At 59.9% G+C, this 19,631-nt stretch carries 18 protein-coding genes; 14 read left to right on the plus strand and 4 right to left on the minus strand.

Annotated features, from left to right (window positions below; translation table 11 throughout):
• The first annotated feature begins 178 nt into the window (after positions 1-178).
• From tauA to tauD, 4 genes are all read left to right on the plus strand, one after another.
• Complete coding sequence (gene tauA / locus ACSFE6_RS26630; protein WP_435430382.1) at positions 179-1,156, plus strand: taurine ABC transporter substrate-binding protein; 978 nt, start codon at positions 179-181, stop codon at positions 1,154-1,156.
• A gap of 16 nt (positions 1,157-1,172) precedes the next feature.
• A complete protein-coding gene (gene tauB, locus ACSFE6_RS26635; protein WP_435430383.1) occupies positions 1,173-1,967 on the plus strand; it encodes a taurine ABC transporter ATP-binding subunit in 795 nt (264 codons plus the stop codon).
• Positions 1,964-2,797, plus strand: coding sequence for a taurine ABC transporter permease TauC (gene tauC, locus ACSFE6_RS26640; protein ID WP_435430384.1), 834 nt, complete (start codon positions 1,964-1,966; stop codon positions 2,795-2,797). The genes tauB and tauC overlap by 4 nt, the downstream gene beginning before the upstream one ends.
• A 141-nt stretch (positions 2,798-2,938) precedes the next feature.
• Positions 2,939-3,781 carry a taurine dioxygenase gene (gene tauD, locus ACSFE6_RS26645; protein ID WP_435430385.1) on the plus strand — a complete coding sequence of 281 codons (843 nt, stop codon included), beginning with the start codon at positions 2,939-2,941 and terminating at the stop codon, positions 3,779-3,781.
• Positions 3,782-3,927: 146 nt separating this feature from the next.
• Here tauD and mgrA read toward each other — a convergent pair whose 3' ends face one another.
• On the minus strand, positions 3,928-4,965 hold the full coding sequence (mgrA, locus tag ACSFE6_RS26650; RefSeq protein ID WP_435430386.1) for an L-glyceraldehyde 3-phosphate reductase: 1,038 nt from the start codon (positions 4,963-4,965) through the stop codon (positions 3,928-3,930).
• A 134-nt stretch (positions 4,966-5,099) separates the two neighbouring features.
• Positions 5,100-5,990, minus strand: coding sequence for a LysR family transcriptional regulator (locus tag ACSFE6_RS26655; protein WP_435430387.1), 891 nt, complete (start codon positions 5,988-5,990; stop codon positions 5,100-5,102).
• Between the two features lie 114 nt (positions 5,991-6,104).
• Here ACSFE6_RS26655 and ACSFE6_RS26660 point away from each other — a divergent pair, with 114 nt between their 5' ends.
• On the plus strand, positions 6,105-6,845 hold the full coding sequence (locus tag ACSFE6_RS26660; RefSeq protein WP_435430388.1) for an SDR family oxidoreductase: 741 nt from the start codon (positions 6,105-6,107) through the stop codon (positions 6,843-6,845).
• 138 nt (positions 6,846-6,983) lie between these two features.
• A complete protein-coding gene (locus ACSFE6_RS26665) occupies positions 6,984-7,244 on the plus strand; it encodes a hypothetical protein (RefSeq protein WP_435430389.1) in 261 nt (86 codons plus the stop codon).
• A gap of 8 nt (positions 7,245-7,252) precedes the next feature.
• Here the strand turns inward: ACSFE6_RS26665 and betT are convergent, their stop codons facing one another.
• Both betT and epsC read right to left on the minus strand, forming a co-directional pair.
• A complete protein-coding gene (gene betT / locus ACSFE6_RS26670; RefSeq protein WP_435430399.1) occupies positions 7,253-9,208 on the minus strand; it encodes a choline transporter BetT in 1,956 nt (651 codons plus the stop codon).
• Between the two features lie 355 nt (positions 9,209-9,563).
• Positions 9,564-10,490 carry a serine O-acetyltransferase EpsC gene (gene epsC / locus ACSFE6_RS26675; RefSeq protein WP_435430390.1) on the minus strand — a complete coding sequence of 309 codons (927 nt, stop codon included), beginning with the start codon at positions 10,488-10,490 and terminating at the stop codon, positions 9,564-9,566.
• Positions 10,491-10,680: 190 nt separating this feature from the next.
• Here epsC and ACSFE6_RS26680 point away from each other — a divergent pair, with 190 nt between their 5' ends.
• The 8 genes from ACSFE6_RS26680 (at position 10,681) to ACSFE6_RS26715 (ending at position 19,572) form a co-directional block, all read left to right on the plus strand.
• Entirely contained in the window at positions 10,681-11,673 is a 993-nt protein-coding gene (locus ACSFE6_RS26680) for a D-cysteine desulfhydrase (RefSeq protein WP_435430391.1), read from the plus strand.
• A gap of 298 nt (positions 11,674-11,971) precedes the next feature.
• The gene (tcyJ, locus tag ACSFE6_RS26685; protein ID WP_435430392.1) at positions 11,972-12,772 is read left to right on the plus strand and encodes a cystine ABC transporter substrate-binding protein; all 801 of its coding nucleotides are present in this window, start codon (positions 11,972-11,974) and stop codon (positions 12,770-12,772) included.
• Complete coding sequence (gene tcyL, locus ACSFE6_RS26690) at positions 12,772-13,437, plus strand: cystine ABC transporter permease (RefSeq protein ID WP_435430393.1); 666 nt, start codon at positions 12,772-12,774, stop codon at positions 13,435-13,437. The genes tcyJ and tcyL overlap by 1 nt, the downstream gene beginning before the upstream one ends.
• A gap of 4 nt (positions 13,438-13,441) precedes the next feature.
• Positions 13,442-14,197, plus strand: a complete 756-nt coding sequence (tcyN, locus tag ACSFE6_RS26695; protein ID WP_435430394.1) for an L-cystine ABC transporter ATP-binding protein TcyN — start codon at positions 13,442-13,444, stop codon at positions 14,195-14,197.
• A gap of 460 nt (positions 14,198-14,657) precedes the next feature.
• Positions 14,658-15,392: a hypothetical protein gene (locus tag ACSFE6_RS26700; protein ID WP_435430395.1), complete on the plus strand. Its 735-nt coding sequence runs from the start codon at positions 14,658-14,660 to the stop codon at positions 15,390-15,392.
• Between the two features lie 363 nt (positions 15,393-15,755).
• Positions 15,756-16,997: an SfnB family sulfur acquisition oxidoreductase gene (locus tag ACSFE6_RS26705; protein ID WP_435430396.1), complete on the plus strand. Its 1,242-nt coding sequence runs from the start codon at positions 15,756-15,758 to the stop codon at positions 16,995-16,997.
• Positions 16,998-17,020: 23 nt separating this feature from the next.
• Positions 17,021-18,214: an SfnB family sulfur acquisition oxidoreductase gene (locus tag ACSFE6_RS26710; RefSeq protein ID WP_435430397.1), complete on the plus strand. Its 1,194-nt coding sequence runs from the start codon at positions 17,021-17,023 to the stop codon at positions 18,212-18,214.
• Complete coding sequence (locus ACSFE6_RS26715) at positions 18,214-19,572, plus strand: LLM class flavin-dependent oxidoreductase (RefSeq protein WP_435430398.1); 1,359 nt, start codon at positions 18,214-18,216, stop codon at positions 19,570-19,572. The genes ACSFE6_RS26710 and ACSFE6_RS26715 overlap by 1 nt, the downstream gene beginning before the upstream one ends.
• Positions 19,573-19,631 lie beyond the last annotated feature (59 nt).

Consider the following 19,631-nt stretch of genomic DNA (forward strand, 5'->3'; position numbering starts at 1 on the left):
CCCACAGGTTTTGCGGTGCTCCTTGTGGGAGCGAGCCTGCTCGCGAAGGCCGTGCAGCAATGTGCCTTAGAATTTTCCGCTCATAAGCTAATTCGAAAAAGTTATTTATTTTCGAATTCTTATATCATTTAGTCTCCTTTTCACGCCGACTCTCGGTCGCCTGACAAGGAGCTTTCCGATGAAACTGACTTTCCCTCTTCGCTTGCTGGCGGCCGCGTCTTTGGCGGCGGCGAGTATGTTTGCCCAGGCGGCTGACGTCACCGTCGCCTACCAGACCACCGTTGACCCGGCGAAAGTCGCCCAGGCCGACGGCGCCTACGAAAAAGCCACCAAGGCCGATATCAACTGGCGCAAGTTCGATAACGGCGCCGACATCATCGCCGCCATCGCCTCCGGCGACGTGCAGATCGGCTACCTCGGTTCCAGCCCACTGACCGCTGCAATCACCCGCAAAGTCCCGGTGGAAACCTTCCTGATCGCCACCCAGATCGGCGCTGCCGAAGCCCTGGTCGCCCGCGACGGTTCCGGGATCAAGACCCCGCAAGACCTGATCGGCAAGAAAATCGCCGTGCCTTTCGTGTCCACCGGCCACTACAGCCTGCTGGCTGCGCTGAAACACTGGAACATTGATCCGTCGAAAGTCACCGTGCTCAACCTCGCTCCGCCCGCCATCATCGCCGCGTGGAAGCGCGGTGACATCGACGCCACCTACGTGTGGGACCCGGCACTGGGCGTGGCCAAGGAAAACGGCAAGGTGCTGATCACTTCCGGCGAACTGGCCAAGTTCGGCGCGCCGACCTTCGATGCCTGGATCGTGCGCAAGGACTTCGCCGAGAAACACCCGGAAATCGTCACTGCGTTCGCCAAAGTGACCTTGGATGCCTATGCCGATTACCGCAAGGATCCGCAAGCCTGGCTCGCCAACCAAAGCAACGTCGACAAGCTTGTAAAACTGTCAGGGGCCAAGGCCAGCGACATTCCGCTGCTGCTGCAAGGCAACGTCTACCCGTTGGCGGCTGATCAAGTGGTCACCCTCGGCGCGCCAACCACCAAGGCCATCACCGACACCGCTGTGTTCCTCAAGGAGCAAGGCAAGGTCGAAGCCGTACTGCCGGACTACGCGCCGTACGTCAGCGCCAAGTTCATCACCAACTGATCGGGAGTTCATTGCGATGGCCTTGCTACAACTGGAGCGCATCAGCGCACAGTACCCCGGCAGCCCTACACCTGTGCTGGCGGATATTTCCCTGAGCCTTGGGCCCCAACAATTGCTGGTAGCCCTCGGCCCATCCGGCAGTGGCAAGACTTCGCTGTTGAACCTGATTGCCGGTTTCGTCGAGCCCAGTGCCGGGCGCATTACCCTTGATGGCGTGCCGGTCAAAGGCCCGAGCGCCGAACGCGGCGTGGTGTTTCAGGATGACGCTCTGCTGCCCTGGCAGGACGTGCTGGCCAACGTCGGCTTCGGCCTGGAACTGGCCGGTATCGCAAAGGAAAAACGCGAACTGCGCGCCCGTGAAATGCTCGCGCTGGTGGACCTTTCGGGATTTGAGAACCGCCGGATCTGGCAACTCTCTGGCGGCCAGAAACAGCGTGTCGGGTTGGCCCGCGCCCTCGCCGCCGACCCACGCGTGTTGCTGATGGACGAACCTTTCGGTGCACTCGACGCGTTCACCCGCGAACAGATGCAGGAGCTGCTTCTGCAAGTCTGGCGCCGTACCGCCAAGCCGGTATTCCTGATCACCCACGACATTGAAGAAGCGGTATTCCTCGCCACCGACCTGATTTTGCTGGCGCCGAATCCGGGGCAAATCGTCGAGCGCCTGCACCTTGATTTCGGTCAACGATACGCCGCCGGTGAGTCGGCACGCTCGATCAAATCCGACCCACGCTTCATCGAAACCCGCGAACACGTACTCGCCAAAGTGTTCTCCCAACGTAGCGCCGCCCAGCGGCAGGAGCGCGCATGAGCAGTTATGAAATCCCGGCGCTTGCTGTCAAACCGGGTTCAACGGTCGTTCCGGTCCGTCGCAGCCTGAGTACCCGTTGGATCAGCGTGTTGACACTGATCGCGCTCATTGCAATCTGGTGGGCCGTAACAGCAAGCGGTTTGATCGAGCCGCTATTCCTGCCCCCACCCTCCGCCGTGGTGCAAAAAGGCTGGCTGCTGGCGACCAGCGGCTACATGGATTCGACCCTGTGGCAGCACCTGGGCGCGAGCCTCAGCCGCATCGGCCTGGGATTAGGCTTTGCAGTGCTGACAGCCGTACCGGTGGGGATTGCCATAGGCGCCAACCGCATTGCCCGTGGCGTGCTTGATCCACTGATCGAGTTCTACCGCCCGATTCCACCGCTGGCTTATCTGCCACTGATCGTGATCTGGTGCGGTATCGGCGAGCTGTCGAAAGTCCTGCTGATCTACCTGGCGATTTTCGCCCCGATCGCCATCGCCACCGCCACCGGCGTGCGCACCGTTGACCCTGCCAAGTTGCGCGCAGCGCAGTCGCTGGGCGCGACGCGGTCGCAGTTGATTCGCCATGTGATTCTGCCGAGTGCCTTGCCGGACATCTTGACTGGCGTGCGTATTGGTCTGGGTGTCGGTTGGTCGACTCTCGTGGCCGCCGAACTAATCGCCGCCACCAGCGGTTTGGGGTTCATGGTGCAGTCCGCCGCGCAGTTCCTGGTCACCGATGTGGTGGTGCTGGGGATTCTGGTGATCGCGCTGATCGCTTTCGCCATGGAAATGGGCCTGCGCGCCCTGCAACGCAAACTGGTGCCGTGGCACGGCCAGGCTCACTGAATATTAGTCATGTGAAAAAACCTGTGGGAGCGAGCCTGCTCGCGAATGCAGGGTGTCAGGCGACATTGCAGTGACTGACATACCGCTTTCGCGAGCAGGCTCGCTCCCACAGTCGACACCCCCGATTTTAAGAGAACGACCATGAGCCAACTGACCATCGTCCCTTTAAGCTCCGCCCTCGGCGCGCAAATCAGTGGCATCGACATCAGTCAGCCGCTGAACGTGGAACAGCGCGACGCCATCGAGCAGGCGCTGCTCAAACACCAGGTGCTGTTCTTCCGCGACCAGCCAATCACGCCGCAGCAACAAGCACGCTTTGCCGCCAATTTCGGCGATCTGCACATTCACCCGATCTACCCGAATGTGCCTGAACAACCGGAAGTACTGATCCTCGATACCGCCGTCACCGACGTGCGCGACAACGCGATCTGGCACACCGATGTGACCTTCCTGCCGACCCCGGCCATGGGCGCGGTGCTCAGCGCTAAACTGCTGCCGGAATTTGGCGGCGACACGTTGTGGGCCAGTGGCATCGCAGCGTACGAAGCCTTATCAGCGCCGATGAAAAACCTGCTCGAAGGGCTGACCGCCACCCACGATTTCACCCGTTCGTTTCCTCTGGAACGCTATGGCAACACGCCCGAGGCACTGACCCAATGGGAAGAGGCGCGACGCAAGAACCCGCCGCTGTCGCACCCGGTGATCCGCACACATCCGGTGAGCGGGCGCCGCTCGCTGTTCGTCAATGAAGGCTTCACGTCGAAGATCAACGAACTGTCGGAAACCGAGAGCGAGGCGATTCTGAAGTTCCTGTTCGCCCACGCCACACGCCCCGAATTCACCATTCGCTGGCGCTGGCAGAAAGACGACATCGCGTTCTGGGACAACCGCGTGACGCAGCATTACGCGGTGGATGATTATCGGCCGGCACGGCGGGTGATGCAGCGGGCTACGGTGTTGGGGGATGTGCCGTTTTTTCGTTGATCATTTCGTTTTGCACTGATTCTGATGGCCCCATCGCGAGCAGGCTCGCTCCCACAGTAGATCTTCGTTGCGCCACAGATCAGTGTGGGAGCGAGCCTGCTCGCGAATAGGCCGGGACAAGCGACGCATACACCAGCGCCCTGCACTTACTCCGCCGTCGAAGGCTTCTCCCAAAGATTGATCCCACCTTCCTGGGCAAACCGGTCAATCTCCGCCAATTCCTCCACGCTGAAGTTCAAGTTCTTCAACGCCCCGACGTTCTCGATAATCTGCTCCGGCCGGCTCGCGCCAATCAGCGCCGACGTCACCCGCGGATCACGCAGGGTCCAGGCCAGCGCCAGTTGTGCCAGGCTCTGACCCCGTCGTTTGGCGATCTCGTTCAAAGCACGCACTTGCGCGATGTTGGCCTCGGACAAATGCGCTGCCTGCAACGAACCACCGCCCGGACGATTGACCCGCGCATCCGCCGGCACGCCGTTGAGGTACTTGTCCGTCAGCAAGCCCTGCGCCAGCGGCGTGAAAGCAATCACGCCAGTGCCGAGTTCATCGGTGGTATCCAGCAGGTCTTTTTCCACCCAACGGTTGAGCAGGTTGTAAGCCGGTTGGTGAATCAACAGCGGGACTTTCCACTCTTTGAGCAATGCGGCCATCTCACGGGTTTTCACGCCCGAGTAAGACGAGATGCCGATGTACAACGCCTTGCCCTGCTGCACCGCTGTGGCCAGGGCGCCGGCGGTTTCTTCCAGCGGCGTGTCCGGGTCGAAACGGTGGGAGTAGAAAATATCCACGTAATCCACACCCAGACGTTGCAGGCTTTGGTCGAGGCTGGCCAGCACGTACTTGCGCGAGCCTCCGCCCTGGCCGTAAGGACCGGGCCACATGTCCCAGCCGGCTTTGCTGGAGATGATCAGCTCGTCGCGGTACTGCTTGAAATCTTCACGCAGCAATCGACCGAAGTTGATCTCGGCGCTGCCGTAAGGCGGGCCATAGTTGTTGGCCAGGTCGAAATGGTTGATCCCCAGGTCGAACGCCGTACGCAACAGCGCGCGCTGGGTGTCGATCGGCGTGCTGTCGCCGAAGTTGTGCCACAGGCCCAGGGACAATGCCGGCAGCACCAAACCGCTGCGTCCCACGCGGCGGTAAGGGATGGAGTCATAGCGGTTTTCGGCAGCGGTGTAAGTCATCGAATCCTCTCTTGTCTGTCTTGAATCTGGTCTCGACTGCTTCGCCAGTCGCCCAGCATACGCCCAGACAAACGCCAAAAAACCCCTGATTCGATTAACTGCTGAAACGTTTCACAAAAATCATCCGCTCATGTTCAAACGGCATCCGCAAACACCTCCCCCAACCAATCCACAAACACCCGAACCCGTGGCGACATGTGTCGATTGTGGGGATACAACACCGAGACCGGCATCGGTGGCGGTGGTGTGTCGAGGAGGATTTCCTTGATCAAACCTTGGGCGATTTGCGTTTCCATGCGGTAGTGCGGGCATTGGATCAGGCCCAGGCCGGCGATGGCCGAGGCGGCGTAGATTTCGGCGCCGAACACCGAAACGGCGCCTTCGATGGCCACTTCCCTGAGTTCGCCATCGACCATGAATTCGAAGGGGAACAGCTTGGCTGTAGTGCGTGAAACGTAATTCACGGCGCGATGGTTTTTCAGGTCGTCGAGGCTTTTCGGTTCGCCGTATTGGCGCAGATAGACGGGGCTCGCGCAGGTGATCTGGCGCAGGCTGGCGACACGTTTTCCGATCAACGCTGAGTCGCTCAAGGTGCCGGCGCGCAGTACGCAATCGACACCTTCGGCAATCAGGTCGACCAGCCTGTCGGCCTCGCTGATGGACAGTTCGATGTCCGGGTAGCGCGCCATGAATTGCGGCAAGGCCGGGATCACGAAGTGCCTGGCCAGGGTGCCATGCACATCTACTCGTAACCGCCCTTTCGGCGCCACGCTGCGAAATGCCAGTTCGGCTTCTTCCAGCTCTGCCAGCAATTGCACACAACGTTGGTAGTACGCCTCGCCATCCAGCGTCGGACGCACCTTGCGCGTGCTGCGCTCCAGCAAGCGCGTACCGAGCCAGGCTTCGAACTGGTTCAGGGTGTGAGTCAGCGTTGCACGCGGCAAGCCCAGATCTTCAGCCGCCAGCGTGAAGCTGCTGCGCTCGTAGATCCGCACGAACACTTTCATCGCTTTGACCTGATCCAAGGCGGGCTCCTCGATTGTTGGCGATTCTTGAACAGTCAAGCCAACTCTGCTGCATTTATCGGCTTGGGTAAACATGTGAAATTGGCCTCACACCCACACCACAGGATCACCGACATGACTAACCAAACGTCGAAAGTTGCTCTCGTGACCGGCGCCTCCCGCGGCATTGGCGCGGTCATTGCCAAACAGCTGGCCGGCGAAGGTTTCGCCGTTGCCATCAACTACGCCAACAGCGCCAGCGAAGCCTCGAAGCTCGTGGTGCAATTGCGTCAGGCGGGGCATCAAGCCATAGCGATCAAGGCTGACGTGGCCAATGCCGATGACGTGAGCCGGATGTTCGACGAAGCCGAAGCGCAATTGGGCAAGGTCGATGTGCTGGTCAACAACGCCGGCATTCTCAAGGTCCTGCCGCTGGCGCAACACAGTGACGAACTGTTCGAGCAGACTTTCAATATTCACGCTCGCGGCACCTTCAATACCCTGCGTGAAGCCGCCACACGCCTGAACAGCGGCGGGCGCATCATCAACTTTTCCAGCAGCACCGTCGGCCTGAACCTGCCGGGCTATGCCGTGTACATCGCCAGCAAAGCCGCGGTGGAGTCCCTGACCCAGGTGTTCGCCAAGGAAATGCGCGGGCGCAACATCACGGTCAATGCCGTGGCGCCGGGGCCGGTGGCGACTGAGCTGTTCATGCATGGCAAGAGCGAGGAGCAGATCCAGAATTTCGCCAAAATGGCGCCGCTGGAACGGTTGGGTCAGCCGGAAGATATCTCTCGGGTTGTGTCGTTTTTGGCCGGGCCGGAGTCGGCTTGGGTCAATGGGCAGATTTTGCGGGTCAATGGTGGGTTGGTCTGACTATGCTCAGATTGAAACCGCAGTGCCCCCAATCGCGAGCAAGCTCGCTCCTACAGGGACTGCGGAGATCCTTGTAGGAGCGAGCTTGCTCGCGATAGCGGTCTCAATGGCAATAAATTCTGCAGGGTAAAACCCACCATGCACACCACCATCATCATCACCTTCGGCCTGATACTCCTCGCCCTGATGCTCTACATCGGCGAAAAAATCGGCTTCACCCGCCAGACCCTCGCGTACGGCTTTGTCGGGCTGTGGCTGGCGCTGACGTTGATCAACGGCGCGGTCGGCATGGTGCATGCCGGCCAGCCATTGAGCACGGAGTTGGCAGTGGGCAGCGCCGTGTTCGGAATCCCGGTGGCAGCGCTGGTGTTGTTCATGGTGCTGACCACCGAGACGTAACGGCGCGATTAACGCACCAGATGCAAGAACTGCATGTGCCGCTCGTACTGATCAAGAATGTCGTTGATCACCTGCTCCCGGGTGTAACCCACCAGATCGTAGTCCTGGCTCCCCTCGCTCAAATGCACTTCAGCCCGGTAGTAACGGCGATTGTTGAGTTGCTTGGAGCCCATGCCACCACGGGCGAACGACGGCGTGAAATAGCCACGCATCTGCACCTGATAGATAAACGGATGCTGATCGCCGTGCCCGATCTCCAGGCTGACGCAGTCATTGACCGGCTCGGGGTGAGTGACGACGCTGAGGCCCTTTTCGATGAACACCGCCGACACTTCTTCGATGGCCGGTCGTACCGTCGTATCAAGGAAGCGATAGACCTCGTCCCGTGACGGGAAATGCACCGCCTGACTCAAGCGCTGGCGCCAGCCACCGCGCCGTGCGCCGGACACCGGTGCCAGAGAATGCATCTGCGCAATCTGCTTTTGCGACTCCAGATAGAACGCCTTGTGCAGCCCCCACATCATCGTCAGCAAAATCAACGAGAACGGCAGCGACGTCAGGACCACCGCCGACTTGAGCGCATCGATGCTGCCGGAGAACAACAGCGCACTGGTCACCAGCGCGGTCATCGCGCCCCAGAACACCCGCAACCATTTCGGTCCGTCTTCATCCGGGCCACCGCCCCTGGCGGACAGCGTCGACAGCACCACGGTGCCGGAGTCGGCGGAGGTGACGAAGAACACGAAGCTGATGAACACCGTGACCGCAATGACGGTTTTACTCCATGGATAGGTTTCCAGCAGCAGGTAAAGGCTCATCGATGGGTTGTCGAGGGCCGACATGCCCAACGCTGACATGCCGTGGTTGAGCACTTGGTCGATGGCGCTGTTGCCGAAAATCGACATCCACGCCAAGGTAAAACCGAGGGGAATCAGCAGCACGCCGAAGACGAATTCGCGGATGGTCCGGCCACGGGAAATCCGCGCGATGAACAATCCTACGAACGGCGACCACGCAATCCACCAGGCCCAGTAGAACACCGTCCAACCGCCCAGCCAGTCACTGGGTTTGTCGTAGGCGTACAGGTCGAAACTCTTCATCGGCAAAGCACCGAGGTAATCGCCGAGGTTCTGGATCAAGGTGTTGAGCAAGTGCTGCGTAGGCCCGGCGAACAACACAAACAGCAACAGCGCGCACGCCAGCAGCATGTTGATATCGGACATCACCCGCACGCCCTTATCGACGCCGGATACGGCCACGATGATCGCCGCGCCCATCATCAACGTGATCAGGCCGACCTGAATCCACTGGGTGTGAGCGATGCCGAACAGGTAGTCCAGCCCCGAATTGAGGTGCAACACGCCAAAGCCCATGTCGGCGCCGAGGCCGAATACCGTGGCGATGATGCCGAAGCCGTCCACTGCATAACCGATGGGGCCGTTGATGCGCTTGCCGATCAGAGGGTATAGCGCCGAACGCAGGGCCAGCGGCAAGTTGTGCCGGTAAGCGAAATAAGCCAGCGCCATGCCGACAAAGGCAAACACGCCCCAGCCATGCAGGCCCCAGTGTAGAAACAGAATCTGCATCGCCTGCCGCGCCGCATCCGCCGTGCCCGCCTCGCCTTGGGGCGGCTGGATCATATGGGTCAGCGGTTCTGACACGCAGAAGAAAAACAGGGTGATGCTGATTCCTGCGGCGAACAGCATGCCGGCCCAGGACAGGTAACTGAATTCGGGCTCGTCGTGGTCGGCACCGAGTTTGATCTTGCCGTAGCCCGATAACGCGGTGACCACCACGAAGACCAGATACAAGGTCATCGCCAACATGTAATACCAGCCGACCGTGTTGGCCGCCCAGTTTTGCGCCGCCAGCAGCCAGGCGCCGGCCTGCTCGGGCATGGCCATGACCACCACGCCGAACAACAAAATGAAACTCGCAGCGAACCAGAACACGGGGGGATTCATGCGGACCTGGCCGCTGGAAGGAAGGGACGATGCACTCATGCAGGGTGCACCTCGAAGCGGTAAAACGTGGCTGTAAAAATCGGACTCAGCAAAGGCAAGCCTCCTGTTGTGAGCGGGCGGCGAACCACCGGTTTAACTTGAATGAACGTTCAAGTTAAACATGGATAGGGGGCTAAGGACTAATCGCAGGGCTGGGCGGTACCGGTTGTACTCCAGCTCAAGGAAGGAAACATGAAGGATTTAGAAGCTTCGCGAGCAGGCTCGCTCCCACAGTGGATTTGTGACCGACGCACACACCCTGTGGGAGCGAGCCTGCTCGCGAAGAGGCCAGACCGGCCGAAGGAGATTCAAAAACTTACTTCTGCGCCCCATCATCCAGCTGCAAGCTCGCCTGAGTCAGGTTGCTGCCCGCCGGCACGCTCCGGGTCAGCCAGACGTTGCCGCCAATGGTCGAGCCCTTGCCGATGGTGATGCGCCCCAGAATCGTCGCGCCGGCATAAATCACCACATCATCTTCGACGATCGGATGGCGCGGCTGGCCCTTTTGCAACTGACCGTCTTCGTCCGCCGGGAAACGCTTGGCGCCCAGGGTCACGGCCTGATAAATCCGCACCCGCTCGCCAATGATTGCCGTCTCGCCGATCACCACGCCAGTCCCGTGGTCGATGAAGAAGCTGCGGCCGATCTGCGCACCGGGGTGAATGTCGATGCCGGTGGCCGAGTGGGCGATTTCCGCGCTGATCCGCGCCAGCAACGGCAATCCGGCACGATACAAATGGTGGGCCAGGCGATGGTGAATCACCGCCAGAATGCCCGGATAGCACAGCAGCACTTCATCGACGCTGCGCGCCGCCGGGTCACCGTGGTAAGCCGCCAGTACATCGGTGTCCAACAGACTGCGCAGGCCCGGAAGAGCGAGGGCAAAGTCCTGAATGATCTGGATGGTCTTGGCTTCGATCTCGGTGTCAGCCTGGGCGCTGTGGCGCGCGGCGTAGCGCAATTCGAGTCGGGCCTGGGCGAGCAGCGCATTCAGCGCCACATCGAGGGTATGGCCGACATAGAAGTCTTCACTCTCCTCGCGCAGATCCACCGGGCCCAGGCGCATGGGGAACAGCGCACCACACAATGCTTCGAGAATCTCTGCCATGGCCGCGCGGGACGGCAATTCGCGACCGCCTTGCTCGGTGCTGGCGCGGCCGTTCTGCGCACGCCACTGTTCACGCGCGGTGCGCAGCTGGCTGACGATGGTCTGCAATTGCCAATGGCTGGAACGCTCACTCACGGTAAAAACTCCTCACGGGCGACCGGACTGTCTGGCCGCGCTGACGGCGATTACTTTACGGCAAGGCCTGCGAGCGAAATTAAGAACCAATTGTGCTGTAGCAAGAACCATTGGCTATAAGCGATTGACGGTTGCCCCGGCTTTTAGCCGTGCCTATAGTCCTTTGGTCATTCACCGCCAGTACGGACTCATGATCAAACAACAGCTTGCCCGCTTTAACCGCCTCGACCTGCTCACTCAGCCGACCGCCCTGGAAAAACTCGAACGCCTGTCGACCTGGCTGGGCCGCGATGTGTACGTCAAACGCGACGACCTGACGCCATTGGCCATGGGCGGCAACAAGCTGCGCAAACTCGAATACCTGGCCGCCGATGCCTTGGCACAGGGCGCCGACACCTTGATCACCGCCGGTGCGATTCAATCCAACCACGTGCGCCAGACCGCGGCCATTGCCGCAAAACTTGGCCTGGGTTGTGTCGCCCTGCTGGAAAATCCCTTGGGCACCGATGACGCCAACTACGTCGGCAACGGCAACCGGCTGCTGTTGGGCCTGTTCGATGCCAAGGTCGAGCTGGTAGAAAATCTCGACAACGCTGACGAACAGTTGCAGGCACTGGCGGCTCGTCTGCGCAGCAACGGCAAGAAACCGTATCTGGTGCCGATTGGTGGCTCCAACGCATTGGGCGCACTGGGTTACGTACGTGCCGGGCTGGAACTGGCCGAGCAGATCAAAGACACCGGGCTGAATTTTGCCGCTGTCGTCCTCGCTTCGGGCAGCGCCGGTACCCACAGCGGCCTGGCACTGGCGCTGAGCGAAGCCCTGCCGGAGCTGCCGGTGATCGGCGTCACGGTGTCGCGCAGCGAGGAAGATCAGTTTCCGAAGGTACAAGGCTTGGCTGAACGCACCGCCGAGTTGCTGGGCATGTCGTTGCCGGACAGCTTCAAGGTCGAACTTTGGGACGAGTATTTCGCGCCGCGCTATGGCGAGCCGAATGCCGGAACGCTTGCCGCGGTGAAACTGGTGGCGAGCCAGGAAGGCCTGCTGCTTGACCCGGTCTACACTGGCAAAGCCATGGCGGGATTGCTGGATGGGATCGGTCGTCAGCGCTTCGATGACGGTCCGATCATTTTCCTGCACACCGGTGGGGCGCCGGCGTTGTTTGCCTACAAAGACTTCCTGTAGGAGCGGGCCTGCTCGCGATGGTCGTCAACGATAACGCTGGCAACCTGAACCCCCGCGCTGTCTGGACGTTCTTCGCGAGCAGGCTCGCTCCCACAGTTGAAAGCTTTATTCGTTAAACGAATAACAAAAATAGAAATTATTATTTTCTAATCTAAAAACGCCATCATATAGTCACGCGGCAGGCGAATTTCCCGAGAGACGCATACGCTGCTTTAAGGCAGGATAGCGCTGTCGTTCAACTCCCGATTTCGCCAATCTTTTTAGAAGCGTCTTCCATAAGAAAACACAGGGGCTTGTCATGAATTTTTCCGCACTACGTCGCAATCTGCTGGTGGGTTCGCTGGGCCTGGCACTGAGCGCTGGTCTGATCGGCCAAGCGGTTGCCGGTGAGCAGCTGCAACAAATCAAGGACAAAGGCGTGATCAACGTCGGCCTGGAAGGCACTTATCCACCGTTCAGTTTCGTCGACGCCGACGGCAAGCTGACCGGCTTCGAAGTGGAATTCTCCGAAGCCCTGGCCAAAGAGCTGGGCGTGAAGGTCAAACTGCAACCGACCAAATGGGACGGCATCCTCGCGGCACTGGAATCCAAGCGCCTGGACGCCGTGATCAACCAGGTGACCATCTCCGAAGAGCGCAAGAAGAAGTATGACTTCTCTGAGCCGTACACCGTTTCCGGGATTCAGGCGCTGGTGCTGACGAAGAAAGCCGCCGAGCTGAACATCAAGTCCGCTGCAGACCTGTCGGGCAAGAAAGTTGGCGTAGGCCTGGGCACCAATTACGAACAGTGGGTTAAAGAGAATGTGCCAAAGGCTGACGTTCGTACCTACGAAGATGATCCGACCAAGTTCCAGGACCTGCGTGTCGGCCGCATCGACGCGATCCTGATCGACCGTCTGGCCGCCCTGGAATACGCCAAGAAAGCCAAGGACACCACCGCCGCCGGTGATGCGTTCTCCCGTCAGGAAGCCGGCATTGCCCTGCGCAAAGGCGAGCCTGAACTGCTGGCAGCTGTGAACAAAGCCATCGACAAGCTGCGCGCTGACGGTACGCTGAAAAAGCTTTCGGAAAAATACTTCAGCGCTGACGTCACTCAATAATGGAAGAAGCTTTTCAACTCGCACTGGACTCCCTGCCGTTTCTGCTCAAGGGTGCGTACTACACCGTCATCTTGAGCTTGGGCGGGATGTTCTTTGGCCTCGTGCTGGGCTTCGGCCTGGCACTGATGCGCCTGTCACGCTTCAAGCTGGTGAGCTGGATCGCCCGCATCTACGTGTCGTTCTTTCGCGGCACGCCGTTGCTGGTGCAACTGTTCGTGATCTATTACGGCTTGCCTCAATTGGGTATGGAACTCGATCCGCTGCCGGCGGCCCTGATCGGCTTCTCACTGAACATGGCGGCCTATGCCTGTGAAATCCTGCGTGCCGCGATCGGCTCGATCGAGCGCGGCCAGTGGGAAGCCGCTGCCAGCATCGGCATGACCCGCGCGCAGACCCTGCGCCGGGCCATCCTGCCGCAGGCGATGCGCACTGCATTGCCACCGCTGGGCAACAGCTTCATTTCGCTGGTCAAGGACACCGCGCTGGCAGCCACCATCCAAGTGCCGGAGCTGTTCCGCCAGGCGCAGCTGATCACTGCCCGCACCTTCGAAGTGTTCACCATGTACCTTGCCGCCGCGCTGATCTACTGGGTCCTGGCCACGGTGCTGTCGCACCTGCAGAACCAGTTGGAAGCCCGGGTCAATCGGCACGATCAGGAGTCCTGACCCCATGATTGTCGTGGAAAAACTGACAAAGCAGTTCAAGGGTCAAGTCGTGCTCAACGGCATCGATCTGCAAGTGAAGGAAGGTGAGGTCGTGGCGATCATCGGGCCCAGCGGCTCGGGCAAGACCACGTTCCTGCGTTGCCTGAACTTCCTGGAAGAACCCTCCAGTGGCCGGATCAAGGTCGGCGATATCGAGATCGATACCAGCCGCCCGCTGAACCAGCAGCAAAGCCTGGTGCGCAGTTTGCGCCAGCACGTGGGTTTCGTGTTCCAGAACTTCAACCTGTTCCCCCATCGCACCGCCCTGGAAAACGTCATCGAAGGTCCGATCATCGTCAAGAAGATCCCCCGCGACGATGCCATTTCCCTGGCAAAGAAACTGTTGGCCAAGGTCGGCCTGGCGGGCAAGGAAGACGCTTACCCGCGTCGTCTCTCCGGCGGTCAGCAACAACGCGTGGCGATTGCCCGCGCATTGGCGATGGAGCCGGAAGTGATTCTGTTCGACGAGCCGACTTCAGCCCTTGACCCTGAACTTGTGGGGGAAGTGCTGGCGACCATCCGCGGCCTGGCCGAAGAAAAGCGCACCATGGTCATCGTGACCCACGAAATGGCGTTTGCCCGCGACGTGGCCAATCGCGTGGTGTTTTTCGACAAGGGCGTGATCGTCGAACAAGGCGAAGCCAAGGCGTTGTTTGCCAACCCTAAAGAAGAACGTACGAAACAGTTCCTCAGCAAGTTTCTGAACAACTCGCACAATTAAAACACTCCCGCAAAAACTGTGAGCTTCCATGGATGGAAGTTACACCCCCTCCCGAAACGCCATTCCCGCACAATTAAACCGCACACACAATAACCCACATTTGTCAGCGCGCGCGGTACATATATATAACGCCCAACAAATTCCAACCTTATACCCCCACCGCCCAAAGCCCATAAACCCTGCACTAATCCAGAAACCTGCGCGCATACATGGTCAATTTCGACGCTTCGATAGAGTTTATTAACTCCAATGCGTAGGAGCTTTCTGAAAAAACCTTATTCTGGAGATTAACTAACCAACTCTATTGACTCTTATTCAAGCGCACACTTATCTAGCCTCCAATCGGCGTCAGCTATTACGCCAACTCATTATTTCAACTCAAAGTAATGAACAGTTTTTGCTATTCGAACTTCATGTTTTTAAGAAATGGAATTCGCTGCAAGACTTCAAGGAGACTCCCATGACTAGCACCTCGAACCAAACCGGGCTTGCGGCCCCGGCCCTGGCGCAATCGCACAAGACCGGCATCAACATCACCTGCGCTGCGCACCTGCTGATCGACGTACCGCCCTATCCCGCGATGGATAAGGGGGACTTGATCGAACTGTTCTGGGACAACTGTTACGTCGCCTCCCGGGTGCTGACAGCCACTGATGTCGGTGAATCCGTTCAACTGCGAGTACCCGAGAGCTTCGTGACCAACGGCACCTCGCGCATCCACTATCGGGTCATGCAGGTCGGTCAAGGGCCAGCGATATCGGCCACCAGGCGTGTACAGATCAAAATCGATTGTCCCGGAGGCCAGCCGTCCGAATGGTGCGGTGACGAAAACCAGAGCCTGGCCCCTGTCAGCATCCCCGAAACGATACGCCGTCATGGCCTCAATCCGAACCAGATCAAACGTGGCGTGCCCCTGACCATCGAGCCCTACCTGAACATGGCGGCGGACGACGAAATCACCCTGCGCTGGGGCGATGCACGCATGGATCTGCCTGCGCTCAAGACCAGCGATGTGGGCCAGCCGATCCAGGTCTGGGTGCCACCAGCGATCATTGTTGAAGCTGGCGAAGACCTTAGGCTGGAGGTGACTTACTGCATCCTCGATCGTGTAGGGAACAACTCGCGCTGGGCGCCGGCGCGGACGCTGAGGATTGGTTGTGCCAACTCCTGCCTCAAATCCCGCGCCCAACTGTAGGAGCGAGCTTGCTCGCGATGGACTCAAATCCGCCGCGTGTAGCCAGCCAATACGCGTAATCGTTGGCGAACATCGCGAGCAAGCTCGCTCCTACAAAAAGCCGAATTGGACAGTGAATTGTTGCTACAGAAACAAGTGTTTCCTAGCGGACAGTTCGAAGAGACACACTTCTATGTATATTCCTAAAAGTTAGTTCATAAGTTTTTTATAAACGCTTAGGGTATATACACCGGACCACCGGACATCCTTTTTTCATTCGCCGCACCGCGGCGTGTCCATAAGATGTGAGGTAGGTATGGTCCGGAACACAATCACCCCAGTGCAGATCGCCAGGGCATTGCGTGCAGCCAAGGAGCGGCACTGATGTCCAGTCTGGCAGATGCAATCGTCCAGAGTGATCTGGATATCGCCCCGTTGTTGTTGCCCGCGCAAGTACTGCGCAACGACGCACAGGCCATCAAGGCCGCCCATGAACTGGCGCAAGTGGCTCGTCTGCAAGCGGCCAAACGCGACCAGCAGCGCAAGCTGCCATGGTCGGAAATCGAGCAGTTCACCCGCAGCGGTCTCGGCAGCATCGGTATCCCCCGCGAGTACGGTGGCCCACAGGTCTCTTTCGTCACCTTGGCCGAAGTCTTTGCGATCATTTCCGCTGCCGACCCGGCACTCGGCCAGATCCCGCAAAACCAGTTCGGCATCCTGAATCTGGTACTTGGCAGCGCCACCGAAGCGCAGAAAAAACAGCTGTTCAAAAGCGTGCTCGAAGGCTGGCGTATCGGTAATGCCGGACCTGAACGCGGCACCAAAAACACTCTTGAGCTCAAGGCACGCATCACCGCCGACGACGACGGCTTTGTGCTCAACGGACAGAAATTTTATTCCACCGGTGCGCTGTTCGCCCATTGGGTGGCAGTCAAGGCGCTCAACGACGACGGCAAGCAAGTGCTGGCCTTCGTGCGTCGCGGCACACCGGGGCTGCGGATCGTCGATGACTGGTCCGGCTTCGGCCAGCGCACCACCGCCAGTGGCACGATCCTGCTCAACAACGTACGGGTCGACGCCGAGCTGGTGGTTGATAACTGGAAAATCAACGACAAGCCCAACACCCAAGGCGCCGTCTCGCAGCTGATTCAAGCGGCCATTGACGCCGGCATCGCCCAGGGCGCCATCGACGACGCCATCGAGTTCGTGAAAAACCGCGCGCGGCCGTGGATCGACGCCAACGTCGAACGAGCCAGCGATGACCTGTACGTGATCGCTGACATCGGCAAGCTGAAAATCGAACTGCACGCCGCCGAAGCCCTGCTGCGCAAGGCCGGACAAGTGCTGGACCAGGTGCACGCCGCGCCACTGACCGCCGAGTCCGCCGCCCGCGCTTCGATTGCGGTAGCCGAAGCGAAAGTGCTGACCACCGAAATCTCGTTGCTGGCCAGCGAAAAGCTTTTCGAGCTGGCCGGCAGCCGCGCCACCCTCGCCGAATTCAACCTTGACCGCCACTGGCGCAACGCCCGGGTGCACACGTTGCACGACCCGGTGCGCTGGAAATATCACGCGGTCGGCGCTTATCACTTGAACGGCACTTTGCCGGCTCGCCATTCCTGGATCTGACGACCAGACATCTGGAGAAGCTAATGACTCTTTCTCAACACGTCGCGGTCATCACCAGCGATGAGCAAGCCCTGATTGTCGCCAGCGACCTGGCCGAAGATTTCAAACGCGACAGCGCCCTGCGTGACCGCGAACGCCGTTTACCGCATCCGGAGCTGGAAGTGTTTTCCCGCTCGGGCCTGTGGGGCATCAGCGTGCCCAAGGAGTACGGTGGCGCCGGAGTTTCCAACGTCACGCTGGCCAAGGTCATTGCCTTGATTGCCCAGGCCGACGGCTCGTTAGGGCAGATCCCGCAGAATCATTTTTATGCCCTTGAAGTGCTGCGGGTGAACGGCAGCGAAGAGCAGAAAAAACGCCTGTACGCCGAAGTATTGGCCGGCCAGCGCTTCGGCAATGCGCTGGCTGAACTGGGCACCAAGACCGCTCACGATCGCGTCACCCGCCTGACTCGCGACGGCCATGGCTATCGCATCAACGGCCGCAAGTTCTACGCCACCGGCGCGATTTATGCCCAACGCATCCCGACCTCGGTGATCGATGAAAACGGCGTGCAGCAACTGGCCTTCGTCCCCCGCGACAGCAAAGGCCTGACGGTGATCGACGACTGGAGCGGCTTCGGCCAGCGCACCACTGGTAGTGGCTCAGTGGTGTTCGAAGATGTGTTCGTGGCCGCCGAAGACGTGATCCCGTTCCAGACCGCTTTCGAGCGCCCGACCCCGGTCGGTCCGCTGGCACAGATTCTCCACGCCGCCATCGACACCGGCATCGCCCGCGCCGCCTATGAAGATGCGCTGCACTTCGTGCGCACCAAGACCCGGGCATGGATCGACGCCACACACGACACCGCCACTGAAGATCCGCTGACCCTCAAGAGCTTCGGCCACTTGAGCATTCGCCTGCACGCCACCGAAGCACTGCTGGAGCGCGCCGGTGAATTCCTCGACAAGGCCCAGGCGAACACCAACGCCGAGACCGTCGCCGCCGCGTCGATTGCCGTCGCCGAAGCCCGGGCCATCAGCACCGAGATTTCCCTCGCCGCCGGCACCACGCTGTTCGAACTGGCCGGCAGCCAGGCGACCCTGCGCGAACACGGTCTTGATCGCCACTGGCGCAACGCTCGGGTACACACCCTGCACGACCCGGTGCGTTGGAAGTATCACGCCGTCGGCAATTACTACCTCAATGATGAAAACCCGCCACTGCGGGGGACTATCTGATGGCTGCCGCGAAAAAGAAGATCCTGCTCAACGCGTTCAACATGAACTGCATCGGGCACATCAACCATGGCCTGTGGACCCATCCACGAGACAACTCGACCCAATACAAGACGATCGAGTACTGGACCGAACTGGCGCAGTTGCTGGAGCGCGGGCTGTTCGACGGCCTGTTCATCGCCGACATCGTTGGCGTCTATGACGTGTACCAGAACTCGGTGGACGTGCCGCTGAAGGAATCGATCCAGCTGCCGGTCAACGACCCGTTGCTGCTGGTCTCGGCCATGGCGGCCGTCACCAAAAACCTCGGCTTTGGCCTGACCGCCAACCTCACCTACGAGCCGCCGTATCTGTTCGCCCGACGGATGTCGACCCTCGATCATCTGAGCCGTGGCCGGGTGGGCTGGAACATCGTCACCGGCTACCTCGACAGCGCCGCCAAGGCCATGGGTCTGAGCGAACAGGTCGAGCACGACCGCCGCTACGACCAGGCCGACGAATACCTGGAAGTGCTCTACAAACTCTGGGAAGGCAGCTGGGAAAACGGCGCTGTGCTCAACGATCCGCAGCAACGCATCTACGCGCAACCGGAGAAAGTGCACAGGGTCGAGCACAAGGGCGAGTTCTACCAGGTCGACGGCTATCACCTGTGCGAGCCGTCACCGCAACGCACGCCGGTGCTGTTCCAGGCTGGCGCTTCCGATCGCGGCTTGCTGTTCGCCGGGCGCCACGCCGAGTGCGTGTTCATCAGCGGCCAGAACAAACCGTCGACCAAGGTGCAGGTGGATAAGGTGCGCGCCAGCGCCGTGGAGGCCGGACGCAATCCCGAAGACATCAAGGTGTTCATGGGCCTGAACGTGATTGTTGGCGCCACCGAAGAGCTGGCCTGGCAGAAGCACGCCGAATACCGCAGCTACGCCAGCGCGGAAGCGGGCGTGGCGCATTTCTCGGCGTCCACCGGCATCGATTTTTCCCAATACGAGATCGACGAACCGATCCAGTACGTGAAGAGCAACGCCATCCAATCCGCCACCAAGCACCTGCAAAACAACGACTGGACCCGCCGCAAACTGCTCGACCAGCACGCCCTCGGCGGGCGCTACATCACGGTGGTCGGCTCGCCTGAACAAGTGGCGGATGAACTGGAATCGTGGATCGCCGAAACGGGCCTCGATGGCTTCAACCTGACGCGCGTCGTCACGCCGGAAAGCTATGTGGATTTCATTGAGCTGGTAATTCCGGAGCTACAGCGGCGTGGGTCGTACAAGACCGCTTACGACGATGGCAGCTTGCGGGAAAAGCTGTTTCGCGAAGGGGCGTATTTGCCTGAGCAACATACCGGGTCCGCTTACAGGCGCTAAAAGCTTCGCGAGCAGGCTCGCTCCCACAATGGAATGCATTTCAACTGTGGGAGCGAGCC

This window comes from Pseudomonas baetica, from assembly GCF_051216495.1.
GTDB classification, from domain to species: Bacteria; Pseudomonadota; Gammaproteobacteria; order Pseudomonadales; family Pseudomonadaceae; genus Aquipseudomonas; species Aquipseudomonas baetica_B.

Coding starts and splice junctions, on each gene's coding strand:
- tauD (WP_435430385.1), top strand. CDS start 2,939: ATGAGCCAACTGACCATCGTCCCTTTAAGCTCCGCCCTCGGCGCGCAA.
- tcyN (WP_435430394.1), top strand. CDS start 13,442: ATGATTGTCGTGGAAAAACTGACAAAGCAGTTCAAGGGTCAAGTCGTG.
- ACSFE6_RS26710 (WP_435430397.1), top strand. CDS start 17,021: ATGACTCTTTCTCAACACGTCGCGGTCATCACCAGCGATGAGCAAGCC.
- ACSFE6_RS26700 (WP_435430395.1), top strand. CDS start 14,658: ATGACTAGCACCTCGAACCAAACCGGGCTTGCGGCCCCGGCCCTGGCG.
- tcyJ (WP_435430392.1), top strand. CDS start 11,972: ATGAATTTTTCCGCACTACGTCGCAATCTGCTGGTGGGTTCGCTGGGC.
- mgrA (WP_435430386.1), bottom strand. CDS start 4,965: ATGACTTACACCGCTGCCGAAAACCGCTATGACTCCATCCCTTACCGC.
- tauA (WP_435430382.1), top strand. CDS start 179: ATGAAACTGACTTTCCCTCTTCGCTTGCTGGCGGCCGCGTCTTTGGCG.
- betT (WP_435430399.1), bottom strand. CDS start 9,208: ATGAATCCCCCCGTGTTCTGGTTCGCTGCGAGTTTCATTTTGTTGTTC.
- ACSFE6_RS26715 (WP_435430398.1), top strand. CDS start 18,214: ATGGCTGCCGCGAAAAAGAAGATCCTGCTCAACGCGTTCAACATGAAC.
- tauB (WP_435430383.1), top strand. CDS start 1,173: ATGGCCTTGCTACAACTGGAGCGCATCAGCGCACAGTACCCCGGCAGC.
- ACSFE6_RS26705 (WP_435430396.1), top strand. CDS start 15,756: ATGTCCAGTCTGGCAGATGCAATCGTCCAGAGTGATCTGGATATCGCC.
- tauC (WP_435430384.1), top strand. CDS start 1,964: ATGAGCAGTTATGAAATCCCGGCGCTTGCTGTCAAACCGGGTTCAACG.
- ACSFE6_RS26680 (WP_435430391.1), top strand. CDS start 10,681: ATGATCAAACAACAGCTTGCCCGCTTTAACCGCCTCGACCTGCTCACT.
- ACSFE6_RS26665 (WP_435430389.1), top strand. CDS start 6,984: ATGCACACCACCATCATCATCACCTTCGGCCTGATACTCCTCGCCCTG.
- ACSFE6_RS26660 (WP_435430388.1), top strand. CDS start 6,105: ATGACTAACCAAACGTCGAAAGTTGCTCTCGTGACCGGCGCCTCCCGC.
- tcyL (WP_435430393.1), top strand. CDS start 12,772: ATGGAAGAAGCTTTTCAACTCGCACTGGACTCCCTGCCGTTTCTGCTC.